Source organism: Roseibium album, assembly GCF_001404515.1.
In the GTDB taxonomy this organism is placed as follows: Bacteria; Pseudomonadota; Alphaproteobacteria; order Rhizobiales; family Stappiaceae; genus Roseibium; species Roseibium album.
Map to the genome: position 1 here is coordinate 339,131 of NZ_CXWE01000008.1, position 21,704 is coordinate 360,834.

Annotated in this window: 22 protein-coding genes; 6 read left to right on the forward strand and 16 right to left on the reverse strand. The window is 57.1% G+C overall.

Annotated features, from left to right (window positions below):
- Positions 1-95: 95 nt before the first annotated feature.
- The 4 genes from LA5095_RS25950 to LA5095_RS25965 are packed head-to-tail and all read right to left on the reverse strand — an operon-like array spanning position 96 to position 3,423.
- Positions 96-902, reverse strand: a complete 807-nt coding sequence (locus LA5095_RS25950) for a class I SAM-dependent methyltransferase (protein WP_055120312.1) — start codon at positions 900-902, stop codon at positions 96-98.
- On the reverse strand, positions 899-1,951 hold the full coding sequence (locus LA5095_RS25955; RefSeq protein ID WP_055120315.1) for a glycosyltransferase family 4 protein: 1,053 nt from the start codon (positions 1,949-1,951) through the stop codon (positions 899-901). Before LA5095_RS25955 ends, LA5095_RS25950 begins: the two co-directional genes overlap by 4 nt.
- 6 nt (positions 1,952-1,957) lie before the next feature.
- Positions 1,958-2,356 (reverse strand): 6-pyruvoyl trahydropterin synthase family protein, encoded by a 399-nt coding sequence (locus LA5095_RS25960; protein ID WP_055120316.1) that lies wholly within the window; start codon positions 2,354-2,356, stop codon positions 1,958-1,960.
- A 53-nt stretch (positions 2,357-2,409) separates the two neighbouring features.
- A complete protein-coding gene (locus LA5095_RS25965) occupies positions 2,410-3,423 on the reverse strand; it encodes a zinc-dependent alcohol dehydrogenase (protein WP_055120318.1) in 1,014 nt (337 codons plus the stop codon).
- 98 nt (positions 3,424-3,521) lie between these two features.
- Between LA5095_RS25965 and mdoH the strand changes: the two genes are divergently transcribed.
- Complete coding sequence (gene mdoH / locus LA5095_RS25970) at positions 3,522-5,345, forward strand: glucans biosynthesis glucosyltransferase MdoH (RefSeq protein WP_055120455.1); 1,824 nt, start codon at positions 3,522-3,524, stop codon at positions 5,343-5,345.
- 48 nt (positions 5,346-5,393) lie between these two features.
- Here mdoH and ptsN read toward each other — a convergent pair whose 3' ends face one another.
- The 12 genes from ptsN to LA5095_RS26030 form a co-directional block, all read right to left on the reverse strand.
- Complete coding sequence (ptsN, locus tag LA5095_RS25975; protein ID WP_055120320.1) at positions 5,394-5,861, reverse strand: PTS IIA-like nitrogen regulatory protein PtsN; 468 nt, start codon at positions 5,859-5,861, stop codon at positions 5,394-5,396.
- 62 nt (positions 5,862-5,923) lie between these two features.
- The gene (gene hpf, locus LA5095_RS25980) at positions 5,924-6,511 is read right to left on the reverse strand and encodes a ribosome hibernation-promoting factor, HPF/YfiA family (protein WP_055120458.1); all 588 of its coding nucleotides are present in this window, start codon (positions 6,509-6,511) and stop codon (positions 5,924-5,926) included.
- Positions 6,512-6,800: 289 nt separating this feature from the next.
- Complete coding sequence (rpoN, locus tag LA5095_RS25985) at positions 6,801-8,351, reverse strand: RNA polymerase factor sigma-54 (protein WP_055120322.1); 1,551 nt, start codon at positions 8,349-8,351, stop codon at positions 6,801-6,803.
- A gap of 89 nt (positions 8,352-8,440) precedes the next feature.
- Positions 8,441-9,196, reverse strand: a complete 756-nt coding sequence (gene lptB, locus LA5095_RS25990; protein ID WP_055120324.1) for an LPS export ABC transporter ATP-binding protein — start codon at positions 9,194-9,196, stop codon at positions 8,441-8,443.
- A gap of 123 nt (positions 9,197-9,319) precedes the next feature.
- Positions 9,320-9,889, reverse strand: coding sequence for an LptA/OstA family protein (locus LA5095_RS25995; protein WP_055120326.1), 570 nt, complete (start codon positions 9,887-9,889; stop codon positions 9,320-9,322).
- A gap of 3 nt (positions 9,890-9,892) precedes the next feature.
- Complete coding sequence (gene lptC, locus LA5095_RS26000; RefSeq protein WP_208992863.1) at positions 9,893-10,543, reverse strand: LPS export ABC transporter periplasmic protein LptC; 651 nt, start codon at positions 10,541-10,543, stop codon at positions 9,893-9,895.
- A gap of 53 nt (positions 10,544-10,596) precedes the next feature.
- Positions 10,597-11,217 carry a ribonuclease D gene (locus LA5095_RS26005; RefSeq protein WP_055120462.1) on the reverse strand — a complete coding sequence of 207 codons (621 nt, stop codon included), beginning with the start codon at positions 11,215-11,217 and terminating at the stop codon, positions 10,597-10,599.
- 139 nt (positions 11,218-11,356) lie between these two features.
- On the reverse strand, positions 11,357-11,815 hold the full coding sequence (locus tag LA5095_RS26010; RefSeq protein ID WP_055120328.1) for a c-type cytochrome: 459 nt from the start codon (positions 11,813-11,815) through the stop codon (positions 11,357-11,359).
- 14 nt (positions 11,816-11,829) lie between these two features.
- On the reverse strand, positions 11,830-12,261 hold the full coding sequence (locus LA5095_RS26015; RefSeq protein WP_055120330.1) for a c-type cytochrome: 432 nt from the start codon (positions 12,259-12,261) through the stop codon (positions 11,830-11,832).
- 15 nt (positions 12,262-12,276) lie between these two features.
- A complete protein-coding gene (cueR, locus tag LA5095_RS26020) occupies positions 12,277-12,681 on the reverse strand; it encodes a Cu(I)-responsive transcriptional regulator (protein WP_029062012.1) in 405 nt (134 codons plus the stop codon).
- A gap of 10 nt (positions 12,682-12,691) precedes the next feature.
- Positions 12,692-15,049, reverse strand: coding sequence for a heavy metal translocating P-type ATPase (locus tag LA5095_RS26025; protein ID WP_055120334.1), 2,358 nt, complete (start codon positions 15,047-15,049; stop codon positions 12,692-12,694).
- Positions 15,050-15,177: 128 nt separating this feature from the next.
- Positions 15,178-15,834: a GntR family transcriptional regulator gene (locus LA5095_RS26030; RefSeq protein ID WP_055120336.1), complete on the reverse strand. Its 657-nt coding sequence runs from the start codon at positions 15,832-15,834 to the stop codon at positions 15,178-15,180.
- 143 nt (positions 15,835-15,977) lie between these two features.
- On the opposite strand from LA5095_RS26030, the gene dctP reads away from it, so the two are divergent.
- The 5 genes from dctP (at position 15,978) to LA5095_RS26055 (ending at position 21,668) form a co-directional block, all read left to right on the forward strand.
- Complete coding sequence (gene dctP / locus LA5095_RS26035; protein ID WP_029062015.1) at positions 15,978-16,964, forward strand: TRAP transporter substrate-binding protein DctP; 987 nt, start codon at positions 15,978-15,980, stop codon at positions 16,962-16,964.
- A 64-nt stretch (positions 16,965-17,028) separates the two neighbouring features.
- Positions 17,029-17,571, forward strand: coding sequence for a TRAP transporter small permease (locus LA5095_RS26040; protein WP_055120342.1), 543 nt, complete (start codon positions 17,029-17,031; stop codon positions 17,569-17,571).
- A gap of 5 nt (positions 17,572-17,576) precedes the next feature.
- Positions 17,577-18,893: a TRAP transporter large permease gene (locus LA5095_RS26045; protein WP_055120344.1), complete on the forward strand. Its 1,317-nt coding sequence runs from the start codon at positions 17,577-17,579 to the stop codon at positions 18,891-18,893.
- Complete coding sequence (locus tag LA5095_RS26050) at positions 18,890-20,158, forward strand: malonyl-CoA decarboxylase (protein WP_055120345.1); 1,269 nt, start codon at positions 18,890-18,892, stop codon at positions 20,156-20,158. The genes LA5095_RS26045 and LA5095_RS26050 overlap by 4 nt, the downstream gene beginning before the upstream one ends.
- Positions 20,151-21,668 (forward strand): malonate--CoA ligase, encoded by a 1,518-nt coding sequence (locus LA5095_RS26055; RefSeq protein WP_055120347.1) that lies wholly within the window; start codon positions 20,151-20,153, stop codon positions 21,666-21,668. Before LA5095_RS26050 ends, LA5095_RS26055 begins: the two co-directional genes overlap by 8 nt.
- Positions 21,669-21,704 lie beyond the last annotated feature (36 nt).

Sequence of the window (21,704 nt, forward strand, 5' to 3'; positions counted from 1 at the left end):
CAAACAACCCGTATTTTTGCCAAATCGATGCCGATATACTTAGCAAATCGTAAATTAAAAAATTCGAATTTTAGCCTTACAAGGTATGTGCCTGTTCAACAATTCACACGTGGAAAGGCAGCGAAGTCGATGTGACCGATCCTGACGCGGATCTCTCCGGACGCAGTCTGATCCGACCTAAGCCTCCGCCAGTCCTCCAAAACGTTGCAATCAAGACCTTTCCTCAGACCAAGACCTGCCCATCCATTCAGGAACTCCTCCAGAAAATCCTTCTCTGACGCGTCGACACGCCAGTCCGACTGACCCTGCAAGACGTTGTATCCCCTCGCCTTGAAAAGCTCGACAGCGCAGGGAGCCGCGCCAGGTCCCAGGGCAGGGCCGAAGCCTTTGTCCAGCAGCTGATCGGTGTTGAGGGCTTCCCGCATCGCCCTGTCCAGGGTTGCGGGAGGCGCGAAATCCGCCTGCCCGTCATACGTCAAACTTGCCAGGAACGGCTTCCTTGCGCTGACGATGCAATCCACGAGCCGCGTGAGAAAACTCTCGGAGACAAGATCAAGAAAAGCAGAGGTGCTGACGGCGTCTACTTCACCAAAGGGCAGATCCTCAAGCGCCCCGGCCAGATCAACCTGGCGGAATGAAAGGTCGCCTTTCAACCGGTTCTTCCAGCGTTTCGAGGCAACGTCAATCAAGCCCTTGTCATGATCCGTCAGCAACCAACGGGTGTTGGCAGGAAGTCGATCTTTCAAGGCGGCCACGGTCGATCCCGCCCCACTGGCGAGATCCAGAATTTTCGGTGAGCCGCCGGGCAACTGCTCCAGGAAAGACTGTTCCACCGCACGATTGCGGGCTGCTATGTCGAGTGGTTCCCGGAGCGACAACCATTTGGAAGAAAATCCGCTCATGCGTCCCCCGCCTCCAAACTCAGCGCGAACTGGGTGGCTGCATCCCGCCAGCTTGGCAGTTGCGCCGCGGAGATCCTGGCCGCTGCAGACATGTCCCTGCGCCTGCCTTCATCAAGGATCAGCAACTGGAGCGCCTGGCGCAAACTGTCGATGTCTTCGGTACCGCAATAGACACTGGCGCGCGGAGGCAGCGTGTCCTTCACGGCGCCGCCGCCACTGCCGATGACCGGGAGCGCGTATGCAAGTGCCTCGGTGTAGGCCATTCCATATCCTTCATAGCGGCTGGCCAGCACGAAGACGTCCGCGCTCCGGTAGAAATCCGGCAACATTTTCGGCGCAACAGCACCATGAAAGGTCACCCGGTCGCTCAACCCAAAGTCAACGACCTGGGCCTGAAGAGCCGAATAGCAGTCAGGATCTGCGTCCAGGCCTCCGACAACATCGAGGTTCCAATCCAATTCCGCAAGATCCGCCAAGGCGGCAAGCAGAAGATCATATCCCTTGCGGGGAACAACGGTTCCGACAGATAGAAGCCGCGTTGTGCCGGATGCTGCCCGCGAGACGGGGGCCGGAATGTCGGTTCCCGGAAGAACCACCGTGATATCCTTTTGCGCGATCGCAAAGAGGTCCGTCACCTGATCGGATGTTGCATGGCTTGTGACGATGACATGTCTTGCATGCGTCAGGGATTTTCGTTCGCTCTGGAACAGTTCGGCTGCCTGATCGGGAGAAAGTCCCGTTTCACGGCACAGCGGGTGATGCACCAGTGCAATCAGGTCCAGCCGTTCAGCTTGTTCCGCGGCCGCCTCATCCATGACGCCAAGGGCCAGCCCGTCAACGACCAGCCTTCCACCATCGGGTACGCGTGCGAACAGCTCCCGTGCCTTTGCCAGCGTCGACTGCGACGGAAACGGGAACCCGTCGCCGAGCGACACAAGATCGACCTGCCACCCGAGGTCTCTCAGACCCGCGATGACCTTCCTGTCATATCCGTAACCGCCGGTGGGTGTTTCGAGATCCCCCGGATAGGCAAAACAAAGTGTTTTCATGCGGGATCAGATTCCGGCTTCGTACCAGGCCCGTGCGACGTGCGATTCGGAGATCGTCACCCGGATAGCCTTCAGTTCGTGCCCAGGCCGACCCAGACGGTCTTCTCGTGCCGCGTGCGCCAGATGGTCGTGAATGTGTTTGGTCAGAAATTCGGTCGTCGTGTTGACGCCCGCAAATTCGGGAACATCATCCAGGTTCTTGTAGTTGAGCGGTTCAAGCACTTCCTTCAAAGCCTCATGCGCGCGGCCAATATCGATTACCACGCCGTTTTCGTCGAGCTTTTCTGCCAGAAAGGCCGCATCGATGACGAAAGTTGCTCCATGCAGTGCCTGGGCGGGACCGAAGAGGTCTCCCTTGAAGGAGTGCGCAATCATGACATGGTCTCGAACTTCAACAGCAAACATATTCCGGTTCCTGAAACTTCTGTGCAAATGGCGGGAAGGCCGTCGATCGCTTTCTAGCAGGCTTTTGCGTCATAAACGACAACAGCTGCCAGGACATCTGACGCTTTGTTCAACAAATCGGGAAGTTGATCCGGCAATGCCCGGAAGGGCACCTCGTGCGTGATCAGCCTGTCGAGCACCGGGTCCTTCAACAGGGTCATCGCCACTTCCAGGCGCCGCCTGTAGGTCCAGCGTGGCTGGCGTTCCAGGGGAATGGAGCCCACCTGGCTGGACACGAGTTTCAACCGCCGGCTATGGAAGTCCGCTCCGAGCGGCGTGGCAACGCTCCGGGCGCCGTACCAGCTCATTTCAATGATCGATGTCCCGTCCCCGGCGCATGCCAGAGCCGTCGCCAGGCCTGCGGCACTCGCGCTGGTGTGAAACACGAGATCCTGATTGTCGGGAGCGTTTTCCGGCAGGGCAAAGGAAAGTCCCAGTGCTCGTGCAGTTTCTTCCCGTTGAGGGTTTGTATCAATGACGGTGACGGTTGATCCAGGCAACCTGCCGGCGACGTAAGCGGTCAGGAGACCGACAACACCACCGCCAACCACGCAGATGTGATCCCCAGGTGATGGTTTTCCGTCCCATATAGCGTTAAGCGCTGTTTCCATATTGGCAGCAAGAACAGCACGTTCCGGCGAAACGCCATCAGGAACAGGCATGCAGGAACTGGAAGGGAGAGTGTAAGCGCTTTGATGTGGGTAGAGCGAAAAGACGGTTCGACCAACCAGATCAGGGTCTCCTCCGCGAACCGTGCCGACATTTGCGTACCCGTATTTCACGGGAAACGGGAAGTTGCCCGCCTGGAAAGGTGCGCGCATGCGCAGCCACTCGCTTTCGGGAACCTCACCTCGGGAGACGAGGCCCTCCGTTCCGCGACTGACACCGCTAAAAAGAGTTTGCACGAGAACCTCATCCGGTTTGGGTTCTTCAACCGCAACCGGTTCAAGTTCACATTGCCCGTTTCCGACGTACCACAGCGCCAGCGGCGTGGTTGTGCCGTGCGTCACCAGCCTTTTTTCCGTCATTCCCGTAACATTCCGCTTGCTCGCTTAGCCGTTGTCAATATTAGGACATTTTGACATGCGCACTATCGCCACGATTGCCCGGATTGGAAGTCACAAAAATGTTTCGAGTCACTGACACCTCCATTTCAGACAAAACAGCGACCAGAATGACGATCAGACGACTGATCTTCGCAATTCTTCTTGGAACCAGCTTTGTCGCACTCACTGCACTCATGGTGGTCACGCTGTCACCAGGCGGCCTGACACCGCTCGATCTGTTCATTGTGCTGTGCTTCATGGTCACGCTGCCCTGGACGATCATCGGATTCTGGAATGCGGTCATCGGCTTGCTGGTCATGCGGCTTTCGCGCGATCCGCTTGCCGCTGTCTGTCCCATCAATGCAGGCGATCCGAAGATGCCGCTGAAAAGCTCGACGGCGCTCCTGTCCTGCGTGCGTGACGAGGACGTGGAAAGCCTGGAAACCAATCTCAGCGCGATGATGACCAACCTGATCCGTTCGGGTCAGTCGAAGCATTTCAAACTGTATGTTCTCAGTGACACGTCGCGCGGTGCAATTGCCCTTCAAGAGCAGGAAATGGCAGCGCGAATGTCCGAACGGTTCCAGGGCCAGATGGAAATCATCTACCGGCGCCGCTCGAAGAACACGGGCTTCAAAGCCGGCAACATCGAGGAATTCTGCGACAGTTGGGGCGACGATCACGATTTTGCGCTTGTGCTGGACGCCGACAGCTACATGTCCGCGGATGCAATCACGGGCCTCGTCCGACGGATGGAAGCCAATCCCAAGGTCGGTATTCTTCAAAGCCTCGTCGTCGGCCTGCCGACGGACAGCGCCTTCGCGCGGGTTTTCCAGTTCGGCATGCGGCTGGGGATGCGCTCCTACACAATCGGAAGCGCGTGGTGGCAGGGCGATTGCGGACCCTATTGGGGCCATAATGCACTTCTGCGCCTGAAACCCTTCAAGGAGCATTGCAGGTTGCCGGTCCTGCCCGGAAAGGGGCCGTTGGCAGGCACAATCCTGTCACACGACCAGGTCGAAGCTGTCCTGATGCGCCGTGCAGGTTATGAGTGCCGCGTGCTGCCTCTCGAAACTGGCAGCTACGAGGACAATCCGCCGCATCTGCTGGAATTCATCCGCCGCGATCTCCGCTGGTGTCAGGGCAACCTTCAGTATCGCCGCCTTCTGGGAATGAAAGGTCTGAAACCTGTCAGCCGTGCCCAGCTGTTCCTGGCAATTCTGATGTTCCTGGGTTCTCCCGCGTGGATCGGTTTCATGGTCGGCGCCGCAACACTTGGCATGACGACTGACTATGCGCCGTTTCGTGCCGACACCGGAGCGGTGCTGTTCTTCATGATCCTAACGATGGTGTTCGCGCCGAAGCTTGCGACAGTTGCAGATGTGCTCGCCCGCAAGGATTTGAGAAAGTCTTTCGGCGGGACGGTTCGTATCCTGATCAGTGTCGGTGCGGAAATCGTCTATTCGGCCATGCTGGCACCAATCATGGCCGTCGCACATACCCTGTTCATGGGAGGGCTGGTATTTGGCAAGAGCATCGGCTGGGGCGCTCAGGCGCGCGGCGTTGCGCGCCTTCCCGTGCCGCTAGCCGCAGCCAAGCTGTGGCCGCAGACGCTGTTCGGCCTCGCCGGATTAAGCTGGATCTCCACCCAGCCGATCGGTATGGTCTGGCCCGTTGTTCCGATTGCCATCGGACCATTGCTCGCCGTCCTCATCGCTGTTTCCACATCGACGAGATTTCTCGGAAAACTCGGGATCCGGTCGACATTGTGGCGCATTCCGGAAGAATCCAACCCGCCTTCCGAACTTGCCGACCTTTACTTGCCGGCTCTGTCCAAGGGGGCGATTCAAACGGTTGCCCAGCCCGGCATGGTTCAAGGTGATCCCAACCCGGCGGAAGTCTGACACAGAAAAGACCTGCCCGGTCGGCAGGTCCTTTGTCATTTGAAACGATTAAGCTGCGTTGGAAGACGCCAGAGGCTGCGTCAGGTAACCGAATATCTGTTCAGCGTCCGAGGACGCGCGGATACCCTGGGTGACCGAAGAATCGCGTAACTGGCGCGCAATCCGGGCAAGAGCCTTCAGATGGTCAGCACCTGCCCCTTCTGGTGCGAGCAGCAGGAAAACGAGGTCGACCGGCTCGTCATCCAGCGCATCAAAATCCACTGGCTTGTCGAGCTTCGCAAATATCCCCATCAGGCGGTCAAGACGTGTCAATTTGCCATGCGGGATCGCAATGCCGTGACCTACTCCCGTAGATCCCAACCGCTCGCGCTGAAGCAAAGTGTCGAAAATTTCGCGTTCGGAAAGACCGGTCAGTTCCGCCGCACGGCCGGAGAGTTCCTGAATTGCCTGTTTCTTGCTTTTGGCTTTCAGGCAGGAAACCACCGCATCTTTACCCAGAAGATCACTAAGATCCATTAGTTTGCCTACAAATTTCGGAAGCCGGCTCCGGCGTGGATGCCGGCTTCTTCCGCATCATTTTATTCGGCGGCCTCTCCGGCCACCAACGCTGGGTCTATCCACCCTATATTGCCATCTGCTCTGCGGTAGACAACGTTTACACCGCCATTTGCCGCATTTTTGAACAGAACCACCGGTGCTTCGGTCAGATCCAGCTCCATCACCGCCATACCGACTGTCATGGTCTTAACCTTGGCAGAGGTCTCGGCAATAACAAGCGGATTGAAATCCACCGGCACTTCCTCGTCGTCCTCCGGTGACGCCAATACGTAGGATGCTGCTTCGAACGCCTCACGACCGTTGCCGTTGTGGCTGTGGTGATCCTTTAGCTTCCGCTTGTAACGGCGCAATCGCTTTTCGATCTTGTCCGCAGCAGCATCGAAACTGTTCCGCGGATCCTGATCCTGCGCCGACACCTGTAGCACGATTCCCGTGTCCAGGTGCAGGTTGCATTCAGACTTGAAGCCTGTGCCCTCCCTGCTAAGCGTGACGTGGCCAGTGAATCCGCCCGTGAAATACTTGGACAGGGCATCATCGATTCGGTCTGTGATGTGCTCGCGAAGTGCATCGCCCACATCAACATTCTTACCCGAAATCCGCAAAGCCATGGGGACCTCTTCTTTTTCTATTGGCCGATAAATCATCAGCAATTGCCGATGTCGAGACGCGAAACGTCTCAAGTCCACAGAATGGACCAGTCAGCGCGTCAGCGCCATCCCCTCATTACGTCATGAGGGCGGTGCTATAATTGCGCTAACGCAAAGTGTCAATTCTTAATAAACAGGTCGGCAAACGCATCGGAAGAATGGTGTAGTTCCAATAAATTGTCTCAGTGGATATTTCGATTTCAGTTCGAAATATTGCCATCTTTGGTCCTGTTGCTCGGCCGATCGTGTCTCAGATATTGGAATTTTTTTCGCGGCGGCGCTGGACCGATGAGCCGATTTTCATCGCTTCGCGATATTTTGCGACTGTTCTTCGCGCAATGTCGATCCCGTCATTCTTGAGAGTTTTCACGATCGTGTCATCGGACAGAATCGCCTTCGGGTCCTCAGCATCGATCATTTGCCGAATGCGGTGACGAACCGCTTCTGCCGAATGTGTGTCGCCTTCAGAGGTGCCGGAAATGGCAGACGAGAAGAAATACTTAAGTTCAAAAATCCCGCGAGGCGTTGCCATGAACTTGTTGGACGTCACGCGGCTGACTGTTGATTCATGCATGCCGATCGCTTCGGCAATGGTCTTCAGATTCAAAGGGCGCAGATGGGCAATCCCGTAAGTCAGAAACCCATCCTGCTGGCGAACGATTTCGGTTGATACCTTGAGAATGGTCTTGGCCCGCTGATCGAGGCTTTTGGCAAGCCAATTCGCGGTTTGAAGGGAATCTGTCAGATATTCCTTCTCGGTTTCATTTCGTGCTGTCTTGATGACCTTGGCAAAATACGTCTGATTTACCAGAACCTTGGGCAAGGTATCCGAATTCAGTTCCACTGCCCAGGTGCCGTCGTTGGCCGGGCGGACAAACACGTCCGGCACCACAGGTTGCACGAGCGATGACCCGAACACGCTGCCCGGCTTGGGATCCAGAGCCCGGATCTCGGCGATCATCTCCGTCAGATCCTCGTCGTCGACACCGCAGATCTTCTTGAGCGCGGACAGCTCACGTTTTGCGAGCAGCTCGATATTGTCGATGAAAGCTTCCATCGCCGGATCAAACCTGTTCCTGTCAATCAACTGCAGCTTCAGACATTCGGCAAGACTGCGTGCAAAGACACCGGCGGGTTCAAAGGTCTGAAGGATGTTCAGCACCCATTCAACACGATCCGGCCCGACACCCAGCTGTTCAGCCGTTTCCTCCAGATCCAGATAAAGATACCCGTTTTCATCGAGAGAATTGATAAGATGACCGGCAATCAACCTGTCCGCCTCGTCGCTCAACGCGAAATGCATCTGCTCTTCAAGCGAAGTGACCAGAGAAGCCTCCTCGGCAACGAAGGCTTCCAGGTTGTAGTCTTCCGACGCGCCTCCGCTCGAGACGTTCTTGTAGCTGTCACCGGTTTTCAGGAGGGCAGGATCCGGAGATGCGGGCACGCCAGGTTCATCCGGAAATACATTGCCAAGATCGGTATCCATGCGCGATGCAATGGCCTCGGACCCGGTTTCCAGGTCGTTTTGCATCCAGTCCCCGGCATCCGGTTCTTCGCCAGCCGGAGAAGAACCGTCGGGATTGTCGGAGATCCGGTCCGAAGTGACGGAAGTGTCACCCGTATTTCCGTCGTTGGCCTCGCCGTCGGTTTTTTCGAGCAACGGATTGCGTTCAAGTTCGGATTCAACATAGGAAACAAGATCGAGATTGGACATCTGCAGAAGCTTGATCGCCTGCATCAGCTGCGGCGTCATCACCAGCGACTGGCTTTGCCGCATCTCCAGCTTTGTTGAAATGGCCATCGAGTTCCCGGGCGCCTATCAGCTACTTGTGGTCTGTTTTTTGCTTATAACTTGCAGACCTGCACTATACCCTAGCTCGCCACCCGTCATCAAAGCGTAAATTGTTCGCCCAGATAAAGCCTTCGCACGTCGGGATTCGTGACGATTTCCTGCGGCAACCCTTCCGTGAGCACCTCGCCGGACGCGATGATATAGGCCCTGTCGATCAGACCGAGGGTCTCGCGTACATTGTGGTCGGTGATCAGGACGCCGATCCCGCGTTGCGTCAAGTGACGCACCAGTTGCTGAATATCACCAACCGCGATCGGGTCGATGCCTGCGAAGGGTTCGTCGAGCAACATGAAGGACGGACGGCTGGCCAGCGCCCGTGCGATTTCAACACGCCTGCGTTCTCCGCCGGAAAGGGCAATACTCGGCGACTTGCGAAGATGAGTCAGGCCGAATTCAGCCAGAAGCGAATCCAGTTCTTCGCGGCGTTTCTGACGATTGGATTCCACCACTTCCAGAACCGCACGGATGTTTTCCTCGACCGTCAGGCCCCGGAAAATTGACGCTTCCTGCGGCAGATACCCGATCCCCAGACGCGCCCTTCGGTACATCGGCATACGGGTGATGTTGAACCCTTCAAGCAGTATCTGACCCTGATCAGGCCTGATCAGGCCCGTGATCATGTAAAATGTCGTGGTTTTGCCGGCGCCATTGGGACCCAGCAAGCCGACGGCTTCACCCGGCTTAACCGACAAGCTGACATACTTGACAACCTGGCGGCGGCCGTAGGTTTTGCCTATCCCCTCAACCACCAGCGCCTGTGACAGATCGTCTTCAGGCAAAGCAGGTTCCGGCATACTTCCATGCAATCCATTGTAGTCTGAAGAGCTTCTCTTCACGTAACAAAAATCCATCCAAAAATTGCCGGCGCGTTTCAGGTCAAGTAGCAACCAAATCCGTCATGCCCGCAGGGTAATAACTCAGTTCTCTTCCACGCTGTTCGGCAAGATACGAACCTTAACACGTCCACCACCGCCGCCCGAACCGGACACGTTGCCGTTGGCAGCCGTCAAATTCGCCTGTCCGGTCTTCAAGTTGACCGTCAGCTTCTGGCCGACAACCACGTTCGGACCCTGACTGAGAACGACTTCACGGCCGGTCATCACCATGATTTCCTTGTTCATGTCGAAGCTTGCCGCATCCCCCTTGGCAGTCTGGTCCTTGGAGGTCACGAAAACCCCTCCTTCGGCTTCCAGGCGAGAAATACGTTGCTGCACCGCCCCTTCGTCTTCCGAGGAATCAGACCCGGCATAAAAAACTTTCAAGCGTTCGGTCTTAAGGCTGGTTTCGCCCTGGATCACGACAACGTCACCGACAAATGTCGCCGTGTTGTTGTTGTCTTCCACCCTGAGTTCACTCGCTTCAATCTCGATCGGTTCACCTTCGTTCGATCCGAAGCCCGCAAAAGAGTCCGAAAATGTCTGAGCGCCGGCAGTGCCGGTCAGCAGAACCGCAACAGAGGCGATCGCGAAAAGCTTGGAAAATGTCATCTGCTACTGTCCTTCCGATGCCGGTAGAATGGTCATCTTGATACCATCCGAAAACCGGACGAGACCTTTAGCCTTATCATATGAAAGTTTACCAGACTGAACACGACCTTGTTCCGACCGGATAGAAACCGGTTCCGACGTGCGCATCGCGCCATCCTTCAGATCGATATCCACTTCGGACAGATCCACGGTATATCCTTCGCTCCATTCGATCTGGATACCTTCAAAAAGACGCAAGGTCTCTGCCGCATTGTTGTAAGTGCCTTTAAGCGCAATGATTTCAGCGCTCTCATCCTCGTCGAGCACGATATCGGCGCGAATCGTCTCAAGATCGATGATACGCGGATCACTCAATCTCTGGATCGCGCGGCGCGCGGTCACCTTGTAGGAACGCTCGCCGTCATGACCGGACAATTCCGGATGATCCATCACCAGCCCGTCACTGGTCAGCATCATGTTCGCCGCACCAAAACCGCTCAATACGTTGAACAAGACCACCAGCCCGACCATGACGGCCAGGATCAACAGGCCGATTCCGGGAAACAGCCAGCGTAAAACGCGCACCATAATGCTGTGCCTGCGGGCGGCCCGCTGTGCACGGCTGAACTGGTGCTTCGGGACCGATTGTCCCGTGTCTTCGCTGATGACTGTCAATGGTGTCTCCAAAAGAGCGACGCCGCCAGAACCCCGGCAACCACTCGCCCTGGTCAGGAATGAGCGAAAATGTCGTTTTCGTCCCAACCCTTGAGATCGAGTTCGGCACGAACCGGCAAAAATTCAAAGCAAGCCTTTGCAATGTGCCCACGTTCTTCCCGTTCGAGCATGAATTCCAGCTTTTCCTTCAATGCATGCAAATACAATACATCCGATGCGGCGTAGGCGAGTTGCGCATCCGAAAGGTTTTCCGCGGCCCAGTCCGAACTTTGCTGCTGTTTCGACAGCTCAACACCCAGCAATTCGCGAGTGATATCTTTCAGGCCGTGCCTATCGGTATACGTGCGCACCAGTTTGGACGCGATCTTTGTGCACCAGACAGGTGTGACCTCGATGCCTAAATAGTGCCGCAACACGGCAACATCAAACCTGGCAAAGTGAAAAATCTTGGGCTTCGTCACGTCGGTAAACAGCCTGGCAAGGTTCGGCGCATCAGTCTGGCCGCGCGCGATCTGCACGACATCCGCGGTTCCGTCCCCAGAGGAAAGCTGGACGACACAAAGCCGATCTCTGTGCGGATTGAGGCCCAGGGTTTCCGAATCGACCGCAACCGCTTCCGCCGCCTCATAGGCCTTCAGATCCGGAAGGTCCCCCTTGTGGTACCGGATGGTCATGTCGAACTGTCTCCTGTTGCCGTGCCGTTGCAGCTTGTTTATCAGCTTTGTTTGACCGTCAGGTAAAACATGCTGCCCCATGTGGCAAGCAGATTGCTGAAGTCAACCGCTGAAGACGCGGCGTAATTGGCGACAGAAACTATTTTTTTATGCGGAATGCCTCGTGACAGGCTTTGCAGGTTCCTGCCATCTTCCCAAAGGCGGCCGCAACGGCTTTTTGATCCGCGCCTTGTTCTGCAAGTCCCTTCAGGGACTGCGCCGATGTTTGCAGACTGTCAGCATACCCGGAGAACTGCGTCCATTCATTCCAGATCGATGGGCTGGCTTCCGATGGCGCCTTCAAACTGCCTTCGGGAAACAGCTTGATCATCGCGTCACCTGCATGAGTGGCTATCGCCTGACCTGCACGCGCAATTTCAACACCGTCGTAGGCCGCGTTGCCTTTCAGCATCTGGCCGACAAGTTTGACATTGCGGCTGATTTCCGTCATCGCATCCATGCGTTCCTTGACGATCCCCGTGGCTCCGCCATGGGCCCAGGCAGCTCCAAGGCCTGCAATGCCGGCCGCGATCGTCCACAAAACATGACTGGGTTTCATCAAGCTCTTCCTCTTCAATAGATACCGTTCGCCTGCTGAAGCGTACGCACATAGGCGACGATCTTGCGCACATCATCCTGGCTTACATCCGCAACAGGCGGCATGTCGCCGAACGGCCAGTGGTGTGACCGGACACCTTGTGCAGCTGCCAGAAAAAAGGCTGCATCGCCGTGATGTCCCGGTTCATAGATCTTGTGGACCAGAGGCGGCCCCAAGCCTTCACGTCCATCTGCGAGATTTCCGTGACAGGCAGCGCAATTCGCGCGGAAGACAGACTGTCCCTCCAAGGCAACCGGCAACAGCTCCGGTTCCGTCACCTGAACAAGAGGAGCACCTGTTTCGGCTGGCCGCGCATCTTCAACAGATTGCGAGCGCCAGGTAACAGCCCCCGCCAGTATTGCGGCAAGCAGTGCAGCGACGGCCACTCCGGTTCCGATACGTTTCATGTTCTCGCGCCTCCGTCAGTCCTGATCCAGATCACTCTTGCCTGCAAGATCATCAATGATCGGGCAGTCCGGTCGGTCGTCGCCGTGACAAGCTTCCGCAAGCGTTTCAAGAACGCGCTTGAGCGATTTCAGCTCGCTTATCTTTCGATCCACTTCCTGGATCTTGGCGCGCGTCAGGGCCTTAACGTCCGCGCTTGCCCGGTTGCGATCCTCATAAAGCGACAGAAGATCCCTGCATTCCTCAATCGAAAACCCGAGCCCACGGGCGCGTTGAAGAAATTTCAGTCTTTGGACATCCACTTCCGAAAAATCCCGGTATCCATTGCCGCTACGTGTCGGTTCGATCAGGCCAATCTCCTCGTAGTAGCGAATGGTCTTGACCGGCAGGTGGCTCAATTCAGATGCTGTTCCGATATTCATCCGGGTGTCCTCACAGTTTGAGGGTGCGCAAGCGCAACGCATTGCTGATCACGGAGACCGAAGACAAACTCATGGCGACCGCCGCCAGCATGGGCGACAGCAGAACTCCGAAAACCGGATAGAGCACGCCTGCAGCGACGGGAACTCCAACAGTATTGTAGGCGAAGGCGAAGAAGAGGTTCTGCCGGATGTTCCTCACGGTCTCACGGGCAAGGGTTCGTGCGCGCAAGATCCCTTCAAGATCTCCCTTGAGCAATGTCAGACCGGCGCTTTCAACCGCAACGTCTGCGCCTGTGCCCATAGCCAGTCCGACGTCAGCGGCTGCAAGCGCAGGGGCGTCGTTGACGCCATCTCCCGCCATTGCGACCGTGTGGCCACCGGCTTTCAAGTCTTCGACAAGCTTCTGCTTTCCTTCCGGCAAAACGCCGGCATGGACCTCGTCAATTCCCAAAACGGCAGCGACGGCCGCAGCTGTCTGCGGTGCATCACCGGTCGCCATGACGATTTTCACGCCATCATGATGGAGTGCAGCGATAGCCACCTTGGCATTCGGCTTTACCGGATCGGAGACAGCAATCAGGCCTTGAAGAAAGGCTTGCCCCCCAAAATCCTGAACCAGGAACATGACGGTCCTGCCCAGTTCGGAAAGCTCCTCAGCACGTTCGTCCAGTCCGTCGAGATCAACACCGGTCTCCCTTGCAAAAACTGCATTTCCCAGGAAAACACGGCTGGTGCCGATTTTTGCGGTCACGCCCTTGCCGGTCACCGCTTCAAAACTGTTTGCCACCGGAATGTCGAGCTGTCGTTCTCCAGCTGCATCGAGGATGGCTTCGGCCAGGGGGTGTTCGGACCCTTTTTCGAGCGCTGCGGCCAGTTCCAGAACATGATTTTCCGTGACACCGGCATTGGGAAGAATATCGCTTACCACCGGACGACCTTCCGTAAGCGTTCCGGTCTTGTCGACAACAATCATATCGACCTCGGCAAGACGTTCCAGGCTTTCGGCGGTCTTGACGAGGACGCCCGCCTGCGCACCTCTTCCTGTTGCGGTCATGATCGACATGGGCGTTGCCAGTCCGAGCGCACAGGGACAGGCGATGATGAGGACGGAGACGGCGGCAATTACGGCATGCACCAGTGACGGGCTTGGTCCAAATACAAGCCAGGCACAGAACGCCAGCACTGCGACACCGACGACAGTCGGCACGAAATAGCCCGCCACGCGGTCAGCAAGACCCTGGATGGGTGCGCGGGACCGCTGTGCTGAAGCCACCATGTCGACGATCTTGGCGAGCATCGTGTCTTCGCCGACCAGCTGCGCTTCCATGACAAGGGTACCGGTCTTGTTGAGTGTACCGCCCGTGACCCTGTCGCCAGGTTCCTTTGCGACCGGAACCGGTTCACCTGTGACCAGGCTCTCGTCGACCGATGATCCCCCCTCCAGTACAACTCCATCGACCGGAACCGCTTCACCGGGCCGGACACGCAGCCTGTCGCCGGCCACGATGTTTTCAAGCGGTGCGTCATATTCGTCGCCATCAGCAACAATCCGCCGAGCGGTCTTCGGTGCAAGGTCAAGCAACGCGCGAATGGCGTCACCCGTGCGTTCCCTTGCATTCAATTCCAGAACCTGACCGACGAAAACCAGCGCAACAATCACCACTGCCGCCTCGAAATAGACCGGCATATGTCCGCCTGCACCCTTGAGGGTGTCTGGAAAAAGGAACGGCATGAAAGCGGCTATCATGGAATAAAGATAGGCGGCGCCGACACCGATCATGATCAGCGTCCACATGTTGAAGTGACGTGTGACGAGCGAAGTCCAGCCGCGTTGAAAGAACGGCAGGGCCGCCCAAAGCACAACGGGTGTGGCAAGAATCGCCTCGAGATAGATTGCAAAGCCTTCCCCGATCCAGTCGCGTACCGGCACGCCGACCATGGGTCCCATGGTCAGGACAAGAAGGGGGATGGCAGCCAACGCGCTGACCCAGAGACGACGGGTGAAATCGATGAGTTCGTGATTGGGTTCGTCTGAGACACCACTCATCGGTTCGAGCGCCATGCCGCAGATCGGGCATGTGCCCGGGCCCTCCTGCACGATTTCCGGGTCCATCGGGCACGTAAAAAGAGCGCCGGTCGCGGATCTTTCGGCTTCCAGCTCCTTCTTTTTCAGATTGTTGCCTGACAGGTAGAAGTAAGGGTCCGTCTCGAACTTGTCGTGACATTTCGGATTGCAGAAGTGGTAGTCTTCACCCTTGTAGCGAAGTGTCGGCTTGCCCTTGCCGAGCGCAACCGTCATGCCGCAGACCGGGTCGGTGGCCTCGCGGTTTTCCTCTGTTGGGACAATTGAGGCAACGGTTTCCTGCATGATCTGGATACTCTTTCCAAGTTGACTGCAGGTGTCAGTTAGGGCTTCCAGTCACTGGAAGGTCAATCTGAAAAATCACGTATGCCTGTTTGATCCGCCAGCGTTTGCAAAGACTGCGCCTTGAATTTTCACTCTGCCTTGCTTTTCAGGCTTGCCATCAGATTGTGAAACTTTTCGCCCTGAACCGCGACATGATTGCGTAGCGCATTGGCGGATTCCTCCGGCTTGCCGGTGGCCAATGCATCGACAATAGCCTCGTGTTCGGCCATGGATTGGGCCATCCGGCCGCGGAACTTCAATTGCTGCCGCCGGAACGGTTTCAAACGTTTGTGCAGTTTGGCCGCTTCCTGTTCCAGGAAACGATTACCCGACTGCCTGTAAATGGTTTTGTGGAAACGTTCGTTCTCGGTGTAGTAGCCGTCCGTGTCCCTGGCATCGACCGCTTTCTGGCACTTGGCATTCGCATCGCGAAGATCGTCCAGTGCCTCTTCCGATATCCGCATCGCCGCCAGGCGTCCGCACACGGCTTCAAGCTCTGCCATGACCTCGAACATTTCCATCAGCTCGATCGGTCCGGGCTGGCGAACGAATGCGCCCCGCCGAGGCACCAGTTCGACCAGGCCGGATAGCGCGAGTCTTTGAAAGGCCTCGCGTAACGGGGTGCGGGAGACACCGAACTGTTCGGCGAGCCTGACTTCATCGAGGCGATCCCCGTCCTGGAAAGAGCCGCTGAATATATGCTCTTCCAGCGCTTCAGCTATGTTGTCGGCGCGGCGTTGTTCCATGACATTTCTTGTAATTCGATCCCTTCTGAAACGCAAATTCGAATTTTTTGTATACAAGATTGTTGACTAAAAATACAAACCAACCTTAGATTGGCCACATCCACCCGGGTAAGCCTCCCGGGCGGACACTTCGGGAGGAAATTATGAAAACTTTTATGAAAGGTGCGGTGGCAGCCCTTGCCATCATGAGTTCTGCATCGATCGTCAACGCGACAGAACTACGATTGTCGCACCAATGGTCAAACAAGGATGTTCGCCACCAGGTGGCACAGATCGTTGCCGATGAAGTCGCAGCGGCGGATGTCGACCTGAACATCAAGATCTTCGGATCGAAGTCACTGTTCAAACCCCGTGAGCAATACAAGCCGCTCAGCCGCGGTCAACTCGACATGACCGTGTTCCCGCTGAGCTACGCCGGTGGCCAGCAGCCAGCGTACAACCTCACCCTGATGCCGGGCCTCGTGAAAAACCACGATCACGCAGCCCGTCTCAGCGACTCGCCGTTCATGGACGCCCTTGAGGCGAAAATGGCGGAAGACGATGTGATGGTTCTCGTCCACGGCTATCTCGCCGGTGGCTTTGCCGGAACGGACAAGTGCATCACGAGCCCTGATGACGTCAAAGGCCTGCAGACCCGTGCGGCCGGCAAGTCATTCGAACAGATGCTCGCCGGAGCAGGTGCGTCCATCGCTTCGATGGCCTCGTCCGAAATATACAACGCCATGCAAACCGGTGTTCTGCAGGCGGCCAACACCTCGTCCTCGTCCTTCGTTTCCTATCGGATCTACGAACAGGTGAAGTGTTATACACCTGCTGGCGACGTCGCGCTCTGGTTCATGTATCAGCCGCTGTTGATGAACAAGTCGAGCTTTGAAGGGCTGAACGAAGCCCAGCAGCAAGCGCTCCTGGCAGGAGCCGAGAAGGCCGAGGCGTTCTATCTGGAAGAAGCGAAGAAACAGGACGCCGCCTCGGTTCAGGTCTTTGAGGAAGCCGGGGTTGATATCGCCGAGATGAGCCCGGAGGACTTCGAAGCCTGGCGCAAGCTGGCCATGGAGACTTCCTACAAGAAATTCGTCGAGGAAGTGCCGGGCGGACAGGATCTGCTCGACAAGGCTCTGGCTGTCGAATAACGGCATTGCGGGCGGCCCAGGCCGCCCGCCCTTTCTTTCAATCCCGGATCTGGGGGAGTCGGTTATGGCCGGCCATAGCTCTGCTGTTGCCGCGCGCACTGGAAACAACCCGTTTCTGCGCGCCGTTGCAGCCATCTCAACCCTGGCAGGCTGGTGTTCCGCGACCATGATCGTCGCGGCCGTCGCCATTACCTGCCAGATGATATTCGTGCGATGGGTACTCAATGCCTCAACCGTCTGGCAGACCGAGGCCGTGATCTATCTTGTCATTTCCGCAACGTTGATCGGGCTGCCCTATGTGCAGCGCCTGCGAGGTCATGTGAATGTCGACCTCATTCCGCTTTCGCTTCCACCCCGGGCACGATTTGCGCTCGCCATTCTCACATCGGCGCTGTCTATCGTCATAATCTCGATCATGCTCTGGTATGGTTACGAATACTGGCATTTCGCCTGGGATCGCGGCTGGCGTTCCGACACGGTTTGGGGCGTCAGACTCTGGATCCCCTATCTCGCCCTTCCGATCGGTTTCGGCCTCCTCCTGCTGCAGCTTGTCGCTGACCTGGTGGCCGTACTGACCGGAGCAGACAAACCGTTTGGCCTGGAGTAACGGCGATGGACCCTCTTCTTCTTGGCGCAATCGTTGCCATTGCGACCATTCTGGTTCTCTTTTCCGGTGTGTCCGTTGCCATTGGACTGTTGATCGTATCCGCCGGTTTCCTGATCATTTTCGATGGCCCCCGCTCACTGGAACTGATGCCGGAAATCCTTTTCGGCAAGCTCGACAACTTTGCACTGCTATCGATCCCGATGTTCATCATCATGGGCGCTTCAATCGCGTCCACCAGGGCAGGTGCAGATCTGTATGAGGCGCTCGAGCGGTGGCTGACACGGGTCCCGGGTGGGCTGGTCGTCTCAAATCTCGGCGCGTGCGCGCTCTTCGCAGCCATGTCCGGCTCTTCACCGGCAACATGTGCAGCCATCGGCAAGATGGGCATACCGGAAATGCGCAAGCGCGGATATCCGGATGGTGTCGCTGCCGGTTCCATTGCGGCGGGAGGCACGCTTGGCATTCTCATTCCGCCGTCCGTCACCATGATCGTTTATGGCATTGCGACCGAAACCTCGATCGGCCGCTTGTTTCTGGCAGGCGTAATCCCGGGCCTGATGCTGGTCGGCCTGTTCATGGCCTGGTCACTCTATTCGACCTGGAAATCCGGTGACGGCGGGCAATTGAGTGCGGGCAGTTACAGCTGGGCGGAACGATTTGAAATTCTTCCGCGCGTTCTCCCGTTTCTGGCCATCATCCTTGGCGTGCTCTATGCCATGTATGGCGGTATTGCGACCCCGTCCGAGACCGCAGCAGTCGGTGCTCTCCTGTGCCTGCTGATCGCCATGATCATCTACAAGCTCTGGCAGCCGCAGGCGCTTTGGGTGGTCCTGCGCGACAGCACCAAGGAATCGGTGATGATCCTCTTCATCATCGCCGCGGCCGGTGTGTTCTCGTACATGCTCAGCTCATTGTTCATCACGCAGTCGATCGCCGAATGGATCGGGACCCTTGATGTGAACCGCTGGATCCTGATGGGTGCCGTCAACATCTTCCTGCTGATCGCGGGCTTTTTCCTGCCGCCGGTTGCCGTCATCCTGATGGCCGCTCCGATCCTGTTGCCGATCATAACCACAGCCGGTTTCGACCCGATCTGGTTCGCCGTTGTACTGACTATCAACATGGAAATCGGACTGATATCTCCCCCCGTCGGTTTGAACCTTTACGTCATCAACGGCATTGCGCCGGATATCTCCCTGAAGACAATCCTGACCGGCTCCCTGCCTTTTGTCGGGTGCATGGTCCTGGCGATCATTCTCCTTTGCCTTTTCCCCGAGTTGGCGACCTGGCTTCCCGACGTGATCATGGGGGCGGCGGTATGACACTGCTCGCCGACCTTTTGTCCACCGTCTTCGAGCGTCGCTACCGGCAACCCGCACGATATCTGCGGAATGACCGGCCACTTGAAGAACTGGCTGGCGATCTGGTCGGCTCGGCGGGTGAAACGTCGGGACTGGCGCTCGCGCAGGACATCCTGTCGGGCTTCGAGGATCTGAACGATGAAGACAAGCTCGTCTTCTTCCGCACAGTCGCCGGCAGGCTCAACATTGACCCGGAAAAAGTGCGAACCGCACTGGATGCCTATGAGAAGAACCCGTGCAAGGCGAGTTACCGGGACTTCATGACGGCCTCAGAACCTCGAAGACAGGAACTCTTCCGGCGCCTGAACAGGGTGCCGGGAGCAACGGGCACACTCGTCAACATGCGTGCGGATCTGTTGAGGCTCGGCGACAAGGATCCCGAACTCGATGCCCTGGATCTCGATCTGCGGCACCTGTTTGCATCCTGGTTCAACCGCGGGTTCCTGGTTCTCAGGCCCATCAACTGGGAAAGCCCGGCCCATATCCTGGAAAAAATCATCGCTTATGAAGCGGTTCATGCGATCCATAGCTGGGATGATCTTCGCCGCCGCCTGGAACCGGCCGACAGGCGTTGCTTCGCTTTTTTTCATCCGTCGATGCCTGATGAGCCGCTGATCTTCGTCGAAGTCGCTCTGACCAAGGGAATTGCAAACTCCATACAGTCTCTCCTGGCGGAGGACCGGGAAGCGCACCCGGCCGAAGACGCCGATACGGCTGTTTTCTATTCGATATCCAATTGCCAGGCTGGCCTGGCAAATATTTCGTTCGGCAACTCACTGATCAAACAGGTCGCTTCCGATCTGGCCGCCGAACTCGGTGGACTGAAGACCTTCGTGACCTTGTCACCCATTCCAGGACTTACGAGATGGCTGGAACGCGAAGGCGTCGAGTGGCATGCTGCCGCGCCGGAAGAGATGAAGGCCACGGCGGCCCACTACCTGCTGAATGCAAAGTCCAGGGGCACCAGACCCTTCGACCCCGTCGCCCGATTTCATCTTGGCAATGGCGCCATCATTCATGCAGTCCATCCAGATGCGGACACGTCGGACAAGGGCCGCGCACAATCCGGTGGAACGATGGTCAACTATCTTTACGACCTCGCCAAAGTCGCTCAAAACCACGAAAAGTTTGCAACGACGCAGGAAGTGATGGCCGCGGATGCAGTCAAGTCACTAGCCAGATCCGCTGCGCTCCAACAGACAAGCAAAGGTAACGCCGATGCCTAATCCACTCTTTGACAGCCTGTTTGGCGTTCATGCCGGCAAGACGACACCGTTTCTCCACCTGCTGGACGGAAGCACGATCACGCATCAGGATTTCCTGGAAATGGCTGCGAGAACCGCCAATGTACTTGCGCAAATCGGGCTGACAGCCGGTGACCGGGTCGCAGCACAGATTCAAAAATCGCCGGAAGCACTCGCGCTCTATGCCGCCTGCGCCCAGGCGGGATTGGTGTTCTTGCCGCTCAACACCGCCTATACGGTCGATGAGCTGACCTATTTCATCGACAATAGCGGTGCTTCGCTGATCGTGTGCGATGGCCGCAGCAAAGATGCTCTGGAGCCGGTCGCGGCGTCACTGAACGCGAAGATCGAAACGCTGAATCCGGACGGAACAGGCTCTTTGAGCGCGCGCGCCGCCGAGATGCCGACACGTTTTGCCACTGTCGACCGATCAGGCGACGACCTTGCCGCGTTTCTCTATACTTCAGGCACGACGGGCCGGTCCAAGGGAGCAATGCTGACGCAGAACAATCTCCTTTCCAATGCCGAGACCCTTGTCGGGGAGTGGCGTTTCACCAAAGGCGATGTTCTTCTGCACGCACTGCCGATCTTTCACACGCATGGGCTGTTCGTGGCGACGAATGTCGTCCTGGCATCGGGGGCGAGCATGGTCTTCATGCCGAAATTCGACCTGGACCAGATCATCGCACACATGCCGGACGTGACCGCGATGATGGGCGTTCCAACATTCTATACCCGGCTGCTTGACGACCCGCGGTTCACCCGGGAACTGACGGCTCACATGCGTCTATTTGTGTCCGGGTCCGCTCCGCTCCTGGCCGAAACCCACGTCCAGTTCGAAAACCGGACGGGTCATCGTATTCTGGAACGATATGGCATGACCGAAACGAACATGAACACGTCCAATCCCTATGATGGCGAGCGCCGCGCCGGAACCGTCGGCTTTCCGCTTCCCGGCGTGGAACTCAAGATCACCGATCCGGAGAGCGGTGCAACCCTGCCTCCGGGCGACGTCGGCCAGATCGAGGTGCGTGGCCCCAATGTGTTCAAGGGCTATTGGCAGATGCCGGAAAAAACCGCTGCCGAACTGCGTAGCGACGGATTCTTCATCACAGGAGATCTCGGGCGGATCGACGAGGACGGATATGTTCACATCGTTGGCCGCAACAAGGACCTGATTATTTCCGGCGGCTACAATATCTATCCCAAGGAAATCGAGCTTGTCCTGGACGATCAACCCGGTGTTGCGGAAAGCGCAGTGATCGGTGTTCCTCATCCGGATTTTGGCGAAACGGTGCTGGGCGTGCTTGTGCCGGAGAAAGACGTGGCCCCGGATATCGAGTCGATCCACGAAGCGGTCAAGACCTCGCTGGCGCGATTCAAGCACCCGAAAAAGCTGATCGTGATTGATGAACTGCCGCGCAACACCATGGGCAAGGTTCAGAAAAACATCCTGCGGGACAAATTCCAGGACATGTTCGCGCCGGCCTGACCTTCCCTGACGCGCCCGGCGCCCCTCTGGCTTGAC

Bases quoted from the DNA above. Each gene is read 5' to 3' on its own strand.
- LA5095_RS25950 (WP_055120312.1), bottom strand. From the start codon at position 902: ATGAGCGGATTTTCTTCCAAATGGTTGTCGCTCCGGGAACCACTCGAC.
- LA5095_RS25955 (WP_055120315.1), bottom strand. From the start codon at position 1,951: ATGAAAACACTTTGTTTTGCCTATCCGGGGGATCTCGAAACACCCACC.
- LA5095_RS25960 (WP_055120316.1), bottom strand. From the start codon at position 2,356: ATGTTTGCTGTTGAAGTTCGAGACCATGTCATGATTGCGCACTCCTTC.
- LA5095_RS25965 (WP_055120318.1), bottom strand. From the start codon at position 3,423: ATGACGGAAAAAAGGCTGGTGACGCACGGCACAACCACGCCGCTGGCG.
- mdoH (WP_055120455.1), top strand. From the start codon at position 3,522: ATGTTTCGAGTCACTGACACCTCCATTTCAGACAAAACAGCGACCAGA.
- ptsN (WP_055120320.1), bottom strand. From the start codon at position 5,861: ATGGATCTTAGTGATCTTCTGGGTAAAGATGCGGTGGTTTCCTGCCTG.
- hpf (WP_055120458.1), bottom strand. From the start codon at position 6,511: ATGGCTTTGCGGATTTCGGGTAAGAATGTTGATGTGGGCGATGCACTT.
- rpoN (WP_055120322.1), bottom strand. From the start codon at position 8,351: ATGGCCATTTCAACAAAGCTGGAGATGCGGCAAAGCCAGTCGCTGGTG.
- lptB (WP_055120324.1), bottom strand. From the start codon at position 9,196: ATGCCGGAACCTGCTTTGCCTGAAGACGATCTGTCACAGGCGCTGGTG.
- LA5095_RS25995 (WP_055120326.1), bottom strand. From the start codon at position 9,889: ATGACATTTTCCAAGCTTTTCGCGATCGCCTCTGTTGCGGTTCTGCTG.
- LA5095_RS26005 (WP_055120462.1), bottom strand. From the start codon at position 11,217: ATGACCATCCGGTACCACAAGGGGGACCTTCCGGATCTGAAGGCCTAT.
- LA5095_RS26010 (WP_055120328.1), bottom strand. From the start codon at position 11,815: ATGAAACCCAGTCATGTTTTGTGGACGATCGCGGCCGGCATTGCAGGC.
- LA5095_RS26015 (WP_055120330.1), bottom strand. From the start codon at position 12,261: ATGAAACGTATCGGAACCGGAGTGGCCGTCGCTGCACTGCTTGCCGCA.
- cueR (WP_029062012.1), bottom strand. From the start codon at position 12,681: ATGAATATCGGAACAGCATCTGAATTGAGCCACCTGCCGGTCAAGACC.
- LA5095_RS26025 (WP_055120334.1), bottom strand. From the start codon at position 15,049: ATGCAGGAAACCGTTGCCTCAATTGTCCCAACAGAGGAAAACCGCGAG.
- LA5095_RS26030 (WP_055120336.1), bottom strand. From the start codon at position 15,834: ATGGAACAACGCCGCGCCGACAACATAGCTGAAGCGCTGGAAGAGCAT.
- dctP (WP_029062015.1), top strand. From the start codon at position 15,978: ATGAAAACTTTTATGAAAGGTGCGGTGGCAGCCCTTGCCATCATGAGT.
- LA5095_RS26040 (WP_055120342.1), top strand. From the start codon at position 17,029: ATGGCCGGCCATAGCTCTGCTGTTGCCGCGCGCACTGGAAACAACCCG.
- LA5095_RS26045 (WP_055120344.1), top strand. From the start codon at position 17,577: ATGGACCCTCTTCTTCTTGGCGCAATCGTTGCCATTGCGACCATTCTG.
- LA5095_RS26050 (WP_055120345.1), top strand. From the start codon at position 18,890: ATGACACTGCTCGCCGACCTTTTGTCCACCGTCTTCGAGCGTCGCTAC.
- LA5095_RS26055 (WP_055120347.1), top strand. From the start codon at position 20,151: ATGCCTAATCCACTCTTTGACAGCCTGTTTGGCGTTCATGCCGGCAAG.